The sequence below is a fragment of the Mesorhizobium sp. M0306 genome (assembly GCF_040321655.1).
In the GTDB taxonomy this organism is placed as follows: domain Bacteria; phylum Pseudomonadota; class Alphaproteobacteria; order Rhizobiales; family Rhizobiaceae; genus Mesorhizobium.
The window spans coordinates 1-15,297 of the sequence record NZ_JAMYRY010000013.1; the positions used below are offsets into that span (position 1 = coordinate 1).

Sequence of the window (15,297 nt, forward strand, 5' to 3'; positions counted from 1 at the left end):
TTATCGAGGCTCTGGATGCCGAGCGGTTGGCCATCGCTGCCCATTTCGGCATCGCCGTTCGCACCGTCAAAGAGCATTTTTCATTATCGTTCCATGTTCCGATGGGAACGGTTTCGGAGATGAACCAGGAGATGGACCGCCAAGGCCGCGGCGGCTTTGGCCCGACAACCATCGAAAGCCGCTACATTCTCGAGGATGTCCCGTTCGGATTGCTGTCGACCGTACTATTGGGCAAGATTAGCGGGAATCCGGCGATACTCCACGAGTCTGGAGTTTCGATATTATCGGCGGCCTATGGTCGCGACCTCAAGGAAGATAATGATATTCTTCCTGCCCTTGGGATCGAAGGGTTATCAGACGTGGACCTCGCGAACCTTTCGCGTGAGGGATTCTAGACCGGGTGAATTGGTAAATGCCCACCTCAGCCAGGAAGAAATCCGCAACTTACGGATAATGTCGATGTTGCCGGCCGGGCCGCTGAGCCTAGTCGTGCGCAGTACGGTTTGAGGCCCACTGGTTTGGCGCTCAACGAGCAGTCCTTGGATATGATAGTCTGCTCACGGAAGCCGCGAGTAGTATGTTAAGATGCCTCGTGGTTTCTCTGAATGTCTCCCGTACGGCGGGCCAACTTATTCGAAATCTGAGCACTTCAGTTGGACCTCCTGCCGGGCTGATTCGGCGTGTCGCTATAGTTCCGACTAATTCCTGGTTTCCTGCACCAAAGTTTGGCATTTGCAACATCTGCCACGGAAAGCGGATGGACAAGCCGCTTGCCCGAAGGAGACGCCGGCTGCCAAGACGCCGTCAGCAAAAAGGAAGGGAAGGGGTGAAATTGCGCGTTCCCTCCGCCAATGAAAGACGGCTTGAAGAAGTTCCCACCAGGGCCGCAACATGAAACGGCCGCTTCCGTCCCCATACCGGCCGGGCGACAATGCGCGCGTTGCAGACATATTGGGATCTGACTGCGAAGACTAGAAAGCGGACATTGTTCCGTCCAATTGCTACAACGAACAACTATTTGCCCTTCATACCGAGCTCGGCAGGACACGAACTCATGATGCATGACGATCAAGTGAATATCGACATCGATATCGCCCGCCAGTTGATCCGCGATCAATTTCCCCAGTACCGTCATGAGGACCTCACCACAGTCACATCGTCGGGAACCGTCAATGCGATCTTCCGCGTTGGCTCGAAGATCACTGCCCGGTTCCCGCTGAGGGCGATGAATCCGACCGAATGCGCCGATATGCTTCGGTCAGAGGCCGCTGCTATTGTTGAAATTGGGGAACATTGCTTGTTTCCGACGCCTCAACCAATTGGGCTCGGCGAGCCAGGTCCTCACTATCCAATGCCATGGGCATTACAAACGTGGATCGAAGGCGAGGTTGCCACGCCGCACGGGCTAATTGGTTCTTCGGCGTTCGCGCTAGACCTTGCACACCTCGTGGCATCGTTGCGCCAAGCGGACACACGGGGCCGACGCTTCGACGGGCAAGGACGTGGTGGACATCTCTCGGATCATGACGATTGGATGAGTGTTTGCTTTGAAAACAGCGAGGGTCTTCTTGATGTGGCTCGACTGCGCAATTTGTGGACTCGCTTCCGGGAGTTGCCATCCGCTGGGTCTGTCGTGATGAGTCATAGGGACCTTATCCCAGCAAACCTTCTCGTGCAGGGCGGGCGTCTTGTCGGAGTGCTTGATGGCGGCAGTTTCGGGCCAGCCGACCCGTCGCTGGATTTAGTAGCCGCGTGGCATCTTCTAGACCGCGAGCGAAGGGCGACCTTTCGGCGCGTCCTTCAAGTTGAAGATCTTTGGTGGAAGCGCGGTGTCGCTTGGGCATTCCAGCAGGCAATGGGTCTCGTCTGGTATTACCATCGCACCAACCCCGCAATGAGTGCGCTGGGGTGCAGCACGATCTCTCGCATTCTCTATGACCCGGACATCTGAATCGAGCAGACGGTCACCGGGTGGAGTACAATGCGGCTGCGGCCGGCAGGTCGATAACCGATGTTCGCGTCTTCCTACGAGGAGTCTCTGGGAACTAGGGTAGGTGGGTCGTCTCCTGGCCAGATCGGGCTCTGTAAGTCACCCATCGTAAGGGTCGCCAGTGTCGACTTCCCCACCCTTCCAAGACATTCGCACGAAACCAAGCAGCTTCCAAAGCAGCCGATGAGGTGACCGCCGCTCCGGTTTCCCTTAACAGCGTCATTGGACAATCACCTGGAACGGCCGTTGATCTCGTTTGCGGCATGTTGAGCATCGAAACGATTGCGCAAACGTTTCGATTGCATTATCGTTTCGCCTAATCGCCAATCAGAACAAGAGCGGATGGGAAACACAGTGAGGGAGGAGCGCTTGCGAGCACCCCATTCGAGCCGCCATGCCGACAATGGCTGAAGTGGCGCGCCGCGCGGGCGTGTCGGTTTCGACCGTGTCGCATGTCGTCAACCGCACCCGTTTTGTATCGCCCGAGAAGGCGAAGCTCATCAACGACGTGATTGCCTCGATGGGCTATCAGCCTAATGAACTGGCGCGCTCTCTCAAGGTCTCGACGACCAACAGCGTCGGCCTGGCAATCTCGGCAATTTCCAATCCCTATTTCACCGACATCATCTGCGCAGTGGAGGCCGAGTGCGCGCGTCTCGGCCTCATGGTTTTCCTGTCCGACACCCAGGACGACCCGGATCGCGAGCTTTCGGTAGTTCGTGCGTTCCATCAGCGGCGGGTCGACGGCGTCATTCTGGCGCCATCGGGCGCGCCGCAGCGAGCGATCGACTATCTGGCCGAGAAGAAGCTGCCCTGCGTCTTGATAGACCGCTTGGCCGACGAGCGCTTCGACCAGATCGGCGTTGAAAACCATTCGGCAATGCGAGCCCTTATCGATCACGTCGCCTCCTTCGGCCACAAGCGGATCGGCTTCGTCGCTGGCCAGCCGGGCTTGGCGACGACCCGCGAACGCGTCGAGGCGTTCCGGTCTTCCCTGGCCGGCAACGGACTTGACTGCCTGCCGCGCTATTTGTCGGTCGGGAACGTAGACACCGCGTCCGCGACAGCATCGACCCGCGTCATACTGTCTTTGCCGTCGCCGCCCACGGCCTTGGTCACCGGCAACAACATGACGACGATCGGAGCAGTCCGCGCGATCCGCGAAATGGGCCTGGCGATACCGGGCGATCTTTCGCTTGCCGGCTTCGACGACTTCGAGTGGGCCGATTGTTTCGAGCCGCGGCTGACGCTGGTGGCGCAGCCTTGCGCCGAGATCGGCCGGCAGGCGGCCGCTTTGCTCAGCGCTCGTATCGCATCCTCCGCGACGGAGCCGCGCACCGTCCGACTCCAAGCCACGCTTCATGCCCGCCAATCCTGCGCGAGGCCGAGATGAGCGCGCCGCTGCTTTGGGTCACCGGCGCGGTCAAGCGCTTCGGTGGTGTCCAGGCTCTGCGCGGCGTCGACTTCGAGCTCAGGGCCGGTGAAATCCACGCCCTTCTCGGTGAGAACGGCGCCGGCAAATCGACATTGATGAACCTGTTGTCGGGCGTCTATGCGGCGGACGAAGGCACGATTGAGATCGACGGCAAGCCAGTGCGCTTCAGCAATCCACGCGAAGCGCAGGGTGCCGGCATTGCCACCATCTTCCAGGAGCTCGATCTCGTACCGACGCTCGATGTGGCGTCGAACCTCTTCCTGGGCCGCGAGTTAATGCGCCCGGGCGGCTTGCTCGATGTGGCGGCGATGCGCCGCGAGGCCCACAGGCGGCTGGAAGCGATCGGACTCGCCATTGACCCGGCACGACTGGTCGCCGATCTCTCGATCGGCCAGCGCCAGGTGGTGGCGATCGTCAAGGCGCTGTCCTACGCGTCGCGCGTGCTGATCATGGACGAGCCGACGGCGGCCCTGACGGTGGGCGAGGTCGAAAGGCTGTTCGACATCATGCGCAAGCTCGCCGCCAGCGGCATCGGCATCGTCTATATCTCGCATCGGCTGGAGGAAGTGCCCGAGATCGCAGACCGGGTGACGGTGATGCGCGACGGGCGCGTCGCCGGCGTCACCGAGCCGCACGCGCCGCAAGCCGAGTTGGTGCGGCTGCTGGTCGGGCGTCCGCTCGACGAGCTTTATCCCCAGCGCGCTAAAGCAGTCGGCCGGGCACTGCTCAGCTTGCGCGATGCAAGCTTCCGGCTGGCGCGCGACAGTGCCGGCTGGCAGGCCCCGACAGGGCTTTCGCTCGATGTGCATGAAGGGGAGATCGTCGGACTGGCCGGCATCATGGGGGCAGGGCGGACCGAACTTCTCAGCGCGCTTTACGGCACCGGCCTCTCCGGCCACTGGGAGGGCTGTGTCGCCCTCGACGGCCGTCAGGTGAAGCTCAATTCGATCAGGGCGGCGCGAGCGGCCGGCATCGCCTTCGTCACGGACGACCGTCGCGGCAGCGGCCTAATGCTGAGGATGGCTGTCGGCCTCAACCTGGTCATGTCGGTGATCCGCCGCCTCTCGCCGGCCGGACTGATGTCGCCGGGCCGGCAGGCGGAGGCGGTGAAGCAATCCTTCGGTCAGTTCGACATCCGGCCGAAGAACCCCGACATCGCCGTCGGCGCGCTTTCGGGTGGCAACCAGCAGAAGGTGGTATTGGCTAAGGAAATCTTAGGCAATCCGCGTCTGCTGCTGCTCGACGAACCGACGCGCGGCGTCGATGTCGGTGCCAAAGGCGAGATCTATGCGCGGCTGAGGCAACTGGCCGCTCAAGGGTTGGGCATTCTGGTCGCCTCCAGCGAAATGCCTGAGCTGATCGGCCTATGCGACCGCATCGTGGTGCTGCGCCAAGGGCGCAATGTGGCGGAATTCATCGGCGGCGTCGACGAGCACACGGTGCTGGCCGCAGCAAACGGCAAGGAGGCCTAATGTCTGACGAGACGACTTCGGTTGCAGGCGGCCCGTTGGCGGCAGCACCCGTGCATCGCGATCCGCTCGCTTTGGTCGTGCGCTTCCAGAGCTTGATCGGCCTGGTGCTGGTGGCGATCGGCGGCGTCATCTTCTCGCCGAGGCGCCATGGCGAGATCCTGTTTCTTGCGCCCGACAACATGGCCAACATCGTGCGCGCGGTGTCTGAGACCGGCATTATCGCAATCGGCATGACCTTCGTCATCATCACCGCCGGCATCGACCTCTCAGTGGGCGCCGTGCTCGGTCTCTCCAGCGTGGTTACCGCAACGATGATGATCTCCGGCGGCTTCGGGCTTATCCCGACCGTCCTCGCCGTGCTGGTAATGGGCACCGTCTTCGGCATGATCCAGGGCATGATTTCCAGCCGCTTTCGCCTCGAGCCGTTCATTGTCACGCTCGCCGGCCTGCAGGCGGCGCGGGGGCTCGCGCTGGTCGTTTCGGGCAACCAGTACATCAACATTTCCTATGGCGACGGCCCCGGCCTGGCGCCACCTGTTTTCGCGGTGCTGGGCGAGCGTCTGTTCAACAACACCGTGCCGGTGGCGACCATTGTCTTCATCGTCTTCGCCGCCATTGCCACCTTGGTACTGAACACGACGCGCTTCGGCCGCTATGTCTTTGCCGTCGGCGGCAACGAGCGGGCGGCGCGTATTTCCGGCGTGCCGGTCTCGGTGGTCAAGATGTCAGTTTATGCCATCACCGGCTTTGCCGCCGCCCTTGCCGGCATCGTTCATGCCGGCCAGTTCAATTTCGGCAGCGCCAATGACGGCATGGGCTATGAGCTCACGGCAATCGCAGCAGTGGTCATTGGCGGGACAAGCCTGTTCGGTGGGGCCGGCTCTATGGTCGGCACCGTCGCCGGGACTATCATGCTCGGCGCGCTCGCCAACATCCTTCAGCTCAACAACATTACCCCGGCCATGCAGTTGCTCGCGACCGCCGCGATCATCGTGCTGGCGGCAGTGCTTCAATCCCTTGTTCGCCGCCGCGAGGGTTTGGGCAGATAGCAGGCAGACGGCGAGCAAGTGGAAGGCGTTAAAAACCAAGGTCTGGCCGCAGCGGCCCCAAAAGGAGGAGAGAGAGCATGAGAACCATAGAACGAGGATCGTGGCGTGCCTGGCGGCTTGGACTGCTCGCCGGCACGTGCCTGTGCATGGCGGGCACCGCGGAGGCCGCCGACCCTATGGTCAAGGCCTGCGCCAAGGACGGCCAGTTCATCATTGGCTTTTCGCAGGCAAACAACGCCGAGCCCTACCGCCAGCATGTCAATGACGAACTGAGCGCGGCGGTCAAGGAAGTGTCTCAGTTCACGCTGCAGATCGCCGATGGCGCCGGCAACGTCAACACGCAGACATCGCAGGTCGACAACTTCATCACTCAAAAAGTCGATCTGCTCTTGATCTCGCCCTTCGAGGCAGCGCCCCTGACCCCGGCGGTGAAGCGCGCCATGGATGCCGGCATTCCTGTGATCGAGCTAGACCGCAAGACGGTAGGCGACCCAGGTAAAGACTACACCGCCTTCATCGGCGGCGACAATTACAAGATCGCGCTCGAAGCGGGCAAATACACCGCAAAGACCCTGCTCCCGGAAGGCGGCGAGGCAGCGGTGCTTGAAGGCCTGCCAAGTTCGACGCCGGCGGTGGAGCGACTCAACGGCTTCAAGGATGGTGTGAAGGAAAATGACAAGATCCAGGTGGTGGCCGAGCAGGCCGCCGACTGGGTGCCCGACAAAGCTCAGACCGCTTTTTCTGCCATGCTGCAAGCGCACCCCGACATCAAGGTGCTCTACGCCTCGAACGACATGATGGCAGCCGGCGCGCTGCTTGCAGCCAAGGGCGCGGGCAAGCAGGTCAAGATTATCGGCACCGACGGCCTGCCGGGCCCAGCCGGTGGCATCGAGGCCGTGGCCAAGGGCGACTGGGCGGCAACCTTCACCTACCCGACCGGCGCCAAGGAGGCGATCGAGATGTCGAAGAAGATTCTGCTTGATTGTGCTTCGTCGGTGGAGCCGACGGTGACGGTGGCCACGACCGCGATCACGCCAGAGAATGCCAAGCAGTTGATGGGGAAATGAGTTCAGAGCAAAAGTTGACAGGACAAGGCCCCCGTGAGGGGCCTTGTTGCGTATTGGGAGACGCCATGCAGCGCACGCACCGTGCCGAAGAGCCTGCCGATTCATCGCCTGGGAAATTAGCTAGTCTGATGGAAGGGTGGCACGCGCCGAATGAATAAGTTGTCCATGAGTAGATAGATTGCCGGCAACCGGACTTTCGCCAGGGCTCACGCCGGCCGATAGATCTGCGCCACCGCGCCCCCGGAAATGCCTTCGAGCTTGTCAGCTTGAGAGACATCGGCGCGGCGACTTCGGAGAACAGCGGCAGGCCTTTGCCCAGCGCCACGGGCACCACCATCAGGGCGAGCTGGTCGACCAGTCCCTGAGCGACGAGACTGCGGGCAAAGCTCACTCCGCCGTGCGCGATGATCGGCTTGCCCTCTTGGGCTTTTCAACTTCCCGATTTCCTCCGCCATGTCACCGCTCGCCACATAGGCCTCCGCCCAACTTTCACCACCGGGCTGCAACTCCGCAAGCTGTCCTGTTCCCGCATTGACGGCGCACGCCTCATCCAGCGCTGCCGTCGTGTTCGGAGCTGTGCAAAGACCGGTTCTCGGGGCGCCATGCGCTTGGAGCTTGAAACCAGTCGAAAAGCGCCATATGTTTTGCACAGTAAATGCGGCTGCTAATATGACAAGGAACTCCATGGGGCAGGCCCTCAAGAAATCCGTGCAGAAGGAACCCCTGGTTTTGTCCTATATGGACCGGGCCGGGAAAATTGCCGTTGACCAGGTGGCCGACAGCTTTGGAATGTCCAAGGGTCAGTTGGCTCAGACGGCCGGGCTTGCCCGCGAAACCCTCTATCGGCTGGAGCGCAGCCGAACGGCCAAGACGCAGGGCCGTCTGCGCGAGATGCTCGAGATCATCAGCCGCGTGACGGATTGGGCGGGAGGCAAGGAACAGGCCATGGCCTGGTACCGAGCCCAGCCGCTGCCGGCATTCGGTGGACGGACCGCCGAAGCCCTCGTGAAGGACGGCAAGGCCGCTGCTATTCGCGACTACCTCGATCACATGGCCCTGGGTGGCTTTGCTTGAGGTTTGTCGGAACCTGCTACCGGGCGCATGATCCACGTTGGGCATTCAAGCCGAGTTCCGGTGATGGAGCGGCGATCAGGGGCGCTCGATTCAATCCCAAAGGTGTGCCCGCGCTATATCTGGCGCTGACCGTCATGACAGCTGTCAAGGAAGCCAACCAGGGCTTCGCGCATCGCATCGACCCCTGCGTGCTGTGCTCTTATGAGGTGGACTGCGAGGACATCACTGATCTGACAACCGAGCGGGGGAGGGGAGAATCTTCTGTCACGCTTGCGGACATGGGCAGCGCCTGGGCCACGGCTCTCAGCAACGGAGAGCGACCTGCATCCTGGTCCATCCATGACCGGCTGCGGCCTGAAGGCATCGCTGGAATTCTGGTGCCGAGTTTTGCTCCGGGCGCGGAGACGGAAGACCGCAATCTGGTGCTATGGGACTGGGGCCCCGATCTTCCGCACAAAGTGAACGTGTTCGATCCGAGCGGTCGGTTGCCGAAAGACCAGCTGTCCTGGCGATGAAACAGGCCTGAGGCTCCGGGGCTGCCCGAATGGCAGAAGCCAGTCTGTTGGCGCTCAGGGTGAAGGCGTTCGCGCGAACCTGAGCGGCGGAATAACGGCAGAGGAGGGGTTTTTTGCCTCGAGGTCGGAAGCCCTGGTCAGGTTGATGCGGAAGCGATGTCTGCGGCGCTGACAGCGGCGGGTCATCTCCGAGGAGGTATGGCCGAGCTGTTTTTGCACATCGCGTTCGTCGACCTCGGCCGACGAGGCGAGGTCAGCGCGCAGCGAGCGGCCGGCGAATTTGACGATGCGGGCTGGCTCCCACGCCCTGCATCGCCAGCGACCGATCGGGAGCACCTGCTGCTCTGTCTAGGTGCAGAATAGGAGCCGCGTCTACAACTGCTCGCGGCGCCAATGGCGCCCAAAAGGCATTCGTCGACGAAGCTGGTGCACGACGAGGCATTGAGCATCCACGGCCTGCGGCGCCTCTACGCGTTGATGACCCGAAGCCGCCTTACGCATCGCCTGTTGACCCAGGCATATCTTCTCTGTCCGCACAAAAGGCATACAGTGGTATAAACAAGAGATATCGTCGGTTTCCAATCTGATAACCGGATGAAGGGAGTTGAGTGATGTTCACGAACAGCAAACGTTTTTCGCGCCGTCGGTTCCTCGGCGTCAGCGCCGGCGCCCTCGCAGCCGGCCCGTTGGGCCCGTTTGTGCGAGCGGCACGCGCGCAGGTGACGACATTCAAGGCCGGCGTTATCACCTCGCTGTCGGGCGAGAACATCCTCGGCGGCAACCTGACCAAACGCGGTTACGACCTATGGGCCGAGGCCATCAACGCCAAGGGTGGGGTTGAAGTCGCCGGCGAGCGCTTCAAGGTCGACATGTTCTACGGTGACGACCAAAGCAACCCCGCGACCGGCGCCGATGCCGCCGAGCGCCTGATCGTCCAGAACGAGGTCGACGTGTTATTCGGCCCCTACACCAGCGGCTCGACTATCGCCGTGCAGCCGATCTGCCAGAAGTACCAGGTGCCGATGATTTCCGGCTCCGCGGAATCGCCAAACGTCTGGAAGGCCAAGCCGGAATTCAACTTCGGCATCATCCCGGCCGTGGACACCACTGCGGGCAAATCGCTGGCCGTGCTGGCGAAACTGTCTAACCCCATGGCCAAGACGATTGCTGTGATCGGCGTCAACGAACCCTTCTCGAAGGAAACCGGCGAAGGTTTTCGCGACGGGGCCAAGGAGGCCGGATTGGAAGTCGTCGCCTACGAATTGGTGCCGGCCTCGGGCGACCTTACCCCCGTCATCTCCAAGATCGCAGCGCTTAATCCCGATATCGTCGCCGTCGGCGGCCATGAGGAGCCGCTGATCAATGTCGTCAAGACGTCCAAGTCGCTGAATTTCCGGCCCAAGGCGCTGATAATGCACTATGGCGTCACCGACCCGGCCTTCGCCCAGGCGCTCGCCACGGACGCCGACGGCACCTGCGGCGTCTCCGTGTGGCTGCCGTCAGTTCCATATAAGGACGACCTCTTCGGCACCGCAAAGGAGTTTGCCGAGATGGCGCAAAAGAAGTCCGGGCACGAGCCCGACTATACCGAAGCGGCCTGCGCGGCCAGCGGTCTCGTTTTCGGCGATGCCGTCAAGCGGCTTGGCAAGAAGCCGGGGCTCACGCCTGAAGACAGGGTGGCTCTTAAGGACGCGATAGCCGCGACCGACATCCAGACCTTCTACGGACCGATCAAGTTCGAGAAGGAAGGCATCCACTACCACGACAACGTCCAGCCGGTGCCGGTGCTGATCCAGATTCAGGGTGGCAAGACCGTAGCGGTGGGGCCGAAAGAGGCCGCGGCAGCGGACCTCACCTACCCGCTGCCAGCTTGGAAATAGCCGGTTCTGGGCAGGGTGCGGGCGGGCCTCGTCGCCATCACCCTTGCCCGGCGCAATGACGGTGGTTGCGCGTGCTCGGAAAATGACGGACCATGCTATCGTGTGTACGGCCGCTTTGCCGCGGCACTCCGCTCTTTCGTTGGCTGACGGACGGTTCCCGCGTTGGATCTATTCCTACAGACCTTGCTGAACGGCCTTCTGATCGGCGGCGTTATCGCCACTTTTACGATCGGTTTCCAGCTCGCTTTCGGCGTGCTGCACGTCATCGATTTCGCGGTGGGCGGCTGGGTCGTGCTGGGCGGCTATCTCGGCTACTACATGGGTGCCGGACTGGGTGTCGACGGATTCCTGGCGATCCCGGTGGCCTTCGTGCTGTTCGGCGCCATCGGCTATCTGATCGGGCCGATCCTTTACAATGTCCGCAACAGCCGCACGGCGCGGCCGGAATTGATGGCGCTTGCGTTGACCTTCGGCCTGTTCACGCTGCTGCGCGGCGGCATGCTGACCGCGTGGGGCTTCAATACCCACAGCGTGCCGACCGTGTTGAGCGGCGAGAGCCTCGCCGTCGGGCCCGTGACGGTGCCACTGATCCGCGTGGCCGCGGCGATCTTCGCGATCGCCATCGCCGGCGGACTGTTCCTGTTCCTCTACCGCACCCGCTATGGGTTGGCGATCAGAGCGACGGCTGAAAACCGGCAGAACGCCGCACTGATGGGCGTCAACATCCGCCGCCTCAGCGCCACTGTTTACGGGCTCTACGCAGGCATCACTGCCATGGCCGGCGTACTCATGGGTGCAATCTTTTCAGTGAACCCGGAAGTCGGCCTGCGCTATACTCTGTTCGCATTTTTCGTGGCTGTGCTTGCCGGCTTGGGCTCCGTCGGCGGTGCCCTTGTCGCCGCGCTGCTGCTCGGCGTCATCGAAGCCTTCGTCGCGACCTATGTCGGGTCGAGCTATTCGCTGCTGGCGATCTTCGGCACCCTATTTCTCGTCCTTCTCGTGTCTCCGCGCGGGATCCTGCGGCACGGCTTGTGAGGCGGGACATGAAGCCACGCTGGGCCGGCCTCCTCCTGCTGATCGCCGTAATCGTTGTGCTGGCGCTGCTGCCGATGCTGGTCAACAACTACTGGCTGCGCATTGCCACTGGCGCGCTGATGTGGGCGGGGCTGGCCTGCTCCTGGAACATGCTCGGCGGCTATGCCGGCTACATCAATTTCGGCCATTCGGCCTTCTTCGGGCTCGGCGCCTATGTTACGGCGCTGCTGATGGGCGACAGGCTCGCCTGGCCCTTCTTCGCCACCCTCCCGGCCGGTATCGTGGTGACGGCGCTGTTTGCCATCATCATCGGCGCGCCGACGCTGCGCCTGCGCGGCGCCTATTTCGCCATAGCCACCTGGGCCTTCGCCGAGGTGCTCATACAGTTCGCCTCGGTGATGGACTTCACCGGCGGCATTGGCGGCATTGGGCTGCCGCCCTTTCTTGATGAGCGCTTCTTCTACTTCGCCATGTTCGGCGCGGCTGCGCTCACCTATCTCATTACGTGGGCGCTGTTCGAGCGCTCGCGTTTCGGGCTGAAGGTCAAGGCGCTGCGCGATCATGAGCCGGCGGCCGAGGCTATCGGTATCAACACTTCGCTGGTCAAGCTGCAGACCTTCGTGCTCAGTGCCGTCACCGCCTCGGTATTCGGCGCGATCTTCGCCTACTGGGTCACGTTCATCAATCCGAAAAGCGTCTTCGGCGGCGACATCACCGATCAGATGGTGGTGATGGTGCTGCTGGGCGGGCTGGGCAGCCTGTGGGGGCCGGCATTGGGCGGTGTGGCGCTCTTTGTCGTAAACCGCATCATCTGGATGTACTGGGGTGACACCGCCTTCTATATCGCCATATTGGGCGCGGCCATCGTGCTGGTGGTGCTGTTCCTGCCGAACGGCATCGCCGGCATGTTTTCGAGGCGCGTGGCCAAGTCTGGTGCCGTGCTGGACAAGGCGGTCGGCAATCTTGTCGACGGCGGCCCGGGACGGTCCAGTTGAGCGCCGCCGAGGGCAAAACGGCTGGCACCGGCGAACCTATTCTCGTCGTGCGCGAACTCCACTGCCATTTCGGCGGCATCAAGGCCGTCAACGGTGTCTCCCTGGACGTCGGTCGGCGCGAGATCGCCGGCCTGATCGGGCCTAACGGGTCCGGCAAGTCGACGCTGTTCAATCTAATATCGGGCACGGTGACGCCGGATCGTGGCCAGATCCGCTTCGACGGTCACGAAATCGGCGGCCGAAAGGCTCACGCGATCGCGCGGCTGGGGCTGGCTCGCACCTTCCAGATTCCGGCCATGTTCGACAATATGAGCGTCACCGAAAACCTGCTGGCGGCTGCGGCCGAGGGCCACTGGCAGGGCGCGCGCGAACGGGCGGCCGATACGCTGGCGCTGCTCAAGCTGGAGCATGTCGCAGACAACCGCGCATCCGATCTTTCGGGCGGCCAGCAGAAACTGCTGGAGTTCGGGCGCGTTGTGATGCGCCAGGCCTCGCTCATTCTGCTCGACGAGGTGACAGCGGGCGTGCATCCCACCATCCGCAGGATCATCGTGGATGCCATCGCGCGGCTGCGCGAGCGCGGCACCACCGTCCTGGTCATCGAGCACGACATGGAAATGGTGCGAAACGTGTGCGACCGCATCATCGTCATGGATGCAGGCCGTGTCGTGGCCACGGGGCCTTTCAACGACATCGTTCGCAATTCGGAGGTTATGCAGACCTATCTGGGGCGGCCGCAATGAGCACCACGCTCATCGCCGACAACATCGTTACCGGCTACGGCAGGCAGGAGATCGTCCATGGCGTCTCGCTGAGCGCGGAAGCTGGCAAGATTACCTGCATCTTCGGGCCGAACGGCAGTGGCAAGTCGACCCTGCTCAAGGCCATTGTCGGCGCGCTGCCGGTGTGGAGCGGCACGGCGAGCCTGGGCGAATCAACACTTTCCAACCTTGCCGTCCATGAAGTGGTGCGCCAAGGGCTGGTGTTGATGCCGCAGGGCGGCGGTGTGTTTCCGCGCCTGACAGTGATGGAGAATTTGCGCATGGGTGGCTACGCCATCGCGGACCGGCGGATAGTCGAGCAGCGCATCGAGGCGCTGATCGAGCAATATCCCTCTTTGGCACGGCGGCGCCGTACCGCGGCCGGTTCGCTTTCGGGCGGCGAGCAGGCAATGCTTGCGCTGGCGCGGGCGCTGGTTTCGGAACCGCGCTTCATTCTGCTGGACGAGCCTTCCGCCGGATTGTCGCCGGCCATGGTCATCGAGACGCTCGAACGCATTACCAGCCTCACCGCGCACGGCATCGGCATTGTGATGGTGGAGCAGAACATCCGCGAGGCGATGCCGATTGCGGACAAGCTTTACATCCTGGCGGCCGGCGAAAAGCGCTTCGAGGGGACGCGTCGGGACGTGCGCGACGACCGGCACATCATGGAAATCTATATGGGAGGAGCGTGAGAGAAGCGGTCGACACCCTCAAGCCTGCTGCTCAGAACCTGAACACTCGCCTATGGCCGAGCCCCGCCCTGAGCAGCGCCTCGCTGCCGAGCCACATCTGCGTCTCGGTATTGGTTCGGTCATAGCCCGGCGCGATCCGATCCAGGCTTGCCGTGTTTCAATCGGCACGCGGTCGTCTTCCGACTTCGCTTCGACAGCAGTGTGTTTCCGCTCCGCAGCTTCTTGCAGTTCCGTCGTGCCTAAATCGTTCGTGGACGTGGTTTTCTCCGGTTTCTGCTTATTGAGGGCGCAGCAAACCGTACCGCCAGAAGCCAGGGGCCGCATCGGGGAAACTCCCCAATCTCACGTCGGAACTATGGGGAATTTCACCCACGGCCGCGTTGCATCCAGACAAGCTTGTGCTCGTAGGTCCAAGCGGCTGCGGCGGTGCGCGAGGAGACGTCTAGTTTGTTAAAGATTTGCTGACGTGCCGGTCGATGGTCTTTCCGCTGAGGCAGAGCTCATGAGCGATCACCTTATTCGACCTGCCGGTCGCCACCAGCCGCAGCACGTGCAGCTCGCGTGGCGTCAGCCCGAAACCAATCTCCGGTGATGCAACTGATGTCTGAGGATCGATCCTCGGGATATCGGATGCGGCACCCAACGCTTCGAACGCCTCCCGAAGCGGAGCGCATGCGCCGCGGCTGTGATCGGCGAGTGCCCATGGGAATCTCGCCACACTTGTCACTCCAGTGTCGATGTCCGATCCTATTCTATCGCACGAGCAGCCAACTGGTTTACAATTGCTCCAACTGTCGCAACTATGGAGGAAGCCGATGCAAGAGGCCCTCGTCGTCCGCCGCGAGACGCACATCCCGGCGCCCCCCGCTGCGCTGTTTGCCCTCCTGACCGATCCGGGGAAGATCCTGCGCTGGATGGGAACGGAGGCGCAGCTCGAGCCGCAGCCCGGCGGGCTCTATCTCGTCAATGTTACCGGGGCTCGCGTCGCTCGCGGCTCCTTCCGGGAGGTGGTGCCAGTGCACCGTCTGGCATACAGCTTCGGCTGGGAAGAGAGCGATGAGGTGCCGCCGGGATCGAGCCTGGTCGAGATCGATCTGATCGAGCAGCCGGACGGAACGCTGCTGTGCCTGACCCACACCGGCCTGCCCAATGCCGAGCAATGCGCCGGCCATGCGGAGGGCTGGGCTCATTACCTCGGCAGGCTGGGCGAGGTTGCAGCCGGGCGTGATCCCGGCCCGGATCCCAAATACGGCCACACGGGCAGGGGGTGACGGCCTTCCGCGCGCGATATCGCCGCCCGTGAGCCCGTTGCAATTTGACGGCGGACGC

The 15,297-nt window shown here is 62.4% G+C and carries 16 protein-coding genes and 1 pseudogene; 14 read left to right on the plus strand and 3 right to left on the minus strand.

The genetic code is table 11. The features are described from left to right. The 6 genes from NKI95_RS18660 to NKI95_RS18685 form a co-directional block, all read left to right on the plus strand. On the plus strand, positions 1-395 hold a 395-nt coding region (locus NKI95_RS18660; RefSeq protein ID WP_352718776.1), incomplete at its 5' end, for an NAD/NADP octopine/nopaline dehydrogenase family protein. A gap of 659 nt (positions 396-1,054) precedes the next feature. Then, a complete protein-coding gene (locus NKI95_RS18665) occupies positions 1,055-1,951 on the plus strand; it encodes an aminoglycoside phosphotransferase family protein (protein ID WP_352718778.1) in 897 nt (298 codons plus the stop codon). Positions 1,952-2,384: 433 nt separating this feature from the next. Further along, a complete protein-coding gene (locus NKI95_RS18670) occupies positions 2,385-3,383 on the plus strand; it encodes a LacI family DNA-binding transcriptional regulator (protein ID WP_352718779.1) in 999 nt (332 codons plus the stop codon). After that, a complete protein-coding gene (locus tag NKI95_RS18675; RefSeq protein ID WP_352718780.1) occupies positions 3,380-4,897 on the plus strand; it encodes a sugar ABC transporter ATP-binding protein in 1,518 nt (505 codons plus the stop codon). Before NKI95_RS18670 ends, NKI95_RS18675 begins: the two co-directional genes overlap by 4 nt. Beyond that, positions 4,897-5,946 (plus strand): ABC transporter permease, encoded by a 1,050-nt coding sequence (locus NKI95_RS18680; protein WP_352464116.1) that lies wholly within the window; start codon positions 4,897-4,899, stop codon positions 5,944-5,946. The genes NKI95_RS18675 and NKI95_RS18680 overlap by 1 nt, the downstream gene beginning before the upstream one ends. Before the next feature lie 77 nt (positions 5,947-6,023). Next, the gene (locus NKI95_RS18685) at positions 6,024-7,013 is read left to right on the plus strand and encodes a substrate-binding domain-containing protein (RefSeq protein WP_352464118.1); all 990 of its coding nucleotides are present in this window, start codon (positions 6,024-6,026) and stop codon (positions 7,011-7,013) included. Here NKI95_RS18685 and NKI95_RS18690 read toward each other — a convergent pair. After that, positions 6,976-7,404 (minus strand): dihydrofolate reductase family protein, encoded by a 429-nt coding sequence (locus NKI95_RS18690; protein WP_352718781.1) that lies wholly within the window; start codon positions 7,402-7,404, stop codon positions 6,976-6,978. The two genes, NKI95_RS18685 and NKI95_RS18690, sit on opposite strands and share 38 nt — an antisense overlap. Positions 7,405-7,697: 293 nt before the next feature. On the opposite strand from NKI95_RS18690, the gene NKI95_RS18695 reads away from it, so the two are divergent. Both NKI95_RS18695 and NKI95_RS18700 read left to right on the plus strand, forming a co-directional pair. Beyond that, on the plus strand, positions 7,698-8,087 hold the full coding sequence (locus NKI95_RS18695; RefSeq protein ID WP_352718783.1) for an antitoxin Xre/MbcA/ParS toxin-binding domain-containing protein: 390 nt from the start codon (positions 7,698-7,700) through the stop codon (positions 8,085-8,087). After that, positions 8,084-8,602 (plus strand): RES family NAD+ phosphorylase, encoded by a 519-nt coding sequence (locus NKI95_RS18700; RefSeq protein ID WP_352718784.1) that lies wholly within the window; start codon positions 8,084-8,086, stop codon positions 8,600-8,602. The genes NKI95_RS18695 and NKI95_RS18700 overlap by 4 nt, the downstream gene beginning before the upstream one ends. 120 nt (positions 8,603-8,722) lie before the next feature. Here the strand turns inward: NKI95_RS18700 and NKI95_RS18705 are convergent. Beyond that, a pseudogene (locus NKI95_RS18705) lies at positions 8,723-8,902 on the minus strand (integrase); the annotation flags it as partial. Positions 8,903-9,213: 311 nt separating this feature from the next. On the opposite strand from NKI95_RS18705, the gene NKI95_RS18710 reads away from it, so the two are divergent. The 5 genes from NKI95_RS18710 to NKI95_RS18730 all read left to right on the plus strand — a co-directional run bounded on the left by NKI95_RS18710 (position 9,214) and on the right by NKI95_RS18730 (position 13,968). After that, positions 9,214-10,482 carry an amino acid ABC transporter substrate-binding protein gene (locus NKI95_RS18710; protein ID WP_352464125.1) on the plus strand — a complete coding sequence of 423 codons (1,269 nt, stop codon included), beginning with the start codon at positions 9,214-9,216 and terminating at the stop codon, positions 10,480-10,482. 162 nt (positions 10,483-10,644) lie between these two features. Beyond that, complete coding sequence (locus tag NKI95_RS18715; RefSeq protein WP_352718785.1) at positions 10,645-11,517, plus strand: branched-chain amino acid ABC transporter permease; 873 nt, start codon at positions 10,645-10,647, stop codon at positions 11,515-11,517. An 8-nt stretch (positions 11,518-11,525) separates the two neighbouring features. Then, complete coding sequence (locus NKI95_RS18720; RefSeq protein WP_352718786.1) at positions 11,526-12,512, plus strand: branched-chain amino acid ABC transporter permease; 987 nt, start codon at positions 11,526-11,528, stop codon at positions 12,510-12,512. Next, positions 12,509-13,255 carry an ABC transporter ATP-binding protein gene (locus NKI95_RS18725; protein ID WP_352464131.1) on the plus strand — a complete coding sequence of 249 codons (747 nt, stop codon included), beginning with the start codon at positions 12,509-12,511 and terminating at the stop codon, positions 13,253-13,255. The genes NKI95_RS18720 and NKI95_RS18725 overlap by 4 nt, the downstream gene beginning before the upstream one ends. After that, the gene (locus NKI95_RS18730) at positions 13,252-13,968 is read left to right on the plus strand and encodes an ABC transporter ATP-binding protein (protein WP_352718787.1); all 717 of its coding nucleotides are present in this window, start codon (positions 13,252-13,254) and stop codon (positions 13,966-13,968) included. Before NKI95_RS18725 ends, NKI95_RS18730 begins: the two co-directional genes overlap by 4 nt. 442 nt (positions 13,969-14,410) lie before the next feature. On the opposite strand, the gene NKI95_RS18735 is transcribed toward NKI95_RS18730, so the two are convergent. Next, positions 14,411-14,611 (minus strand): response regulator transcription factor, encoded by a 201-nt coding sequence (locus NKI95_RS18735; protein WP_352718788.1) that lies wholly within the window; start codon positions 14,609-14,611, stop codon positions 14,411-14,413. Between the two features lie 172 nt (positions 14,612-14,783). Here NKI95_RS18735 and NKI95_RS18740 point away from each other — a divergent pair, with 172 nt between their 5' ends. Beyond that, positions 14,784-15,239, plus strand: a complete 456-nt coding sequence (locus tag NKI95_RS18740) for an SRPBCC family protein (RefSeq protein ID WP_352718789.1) — start codon at positions 14,784-14,786, stop codon at positions 15,237-15,239. Positions 15,240-15,297 lie beyond the last annotated feature (58 nt).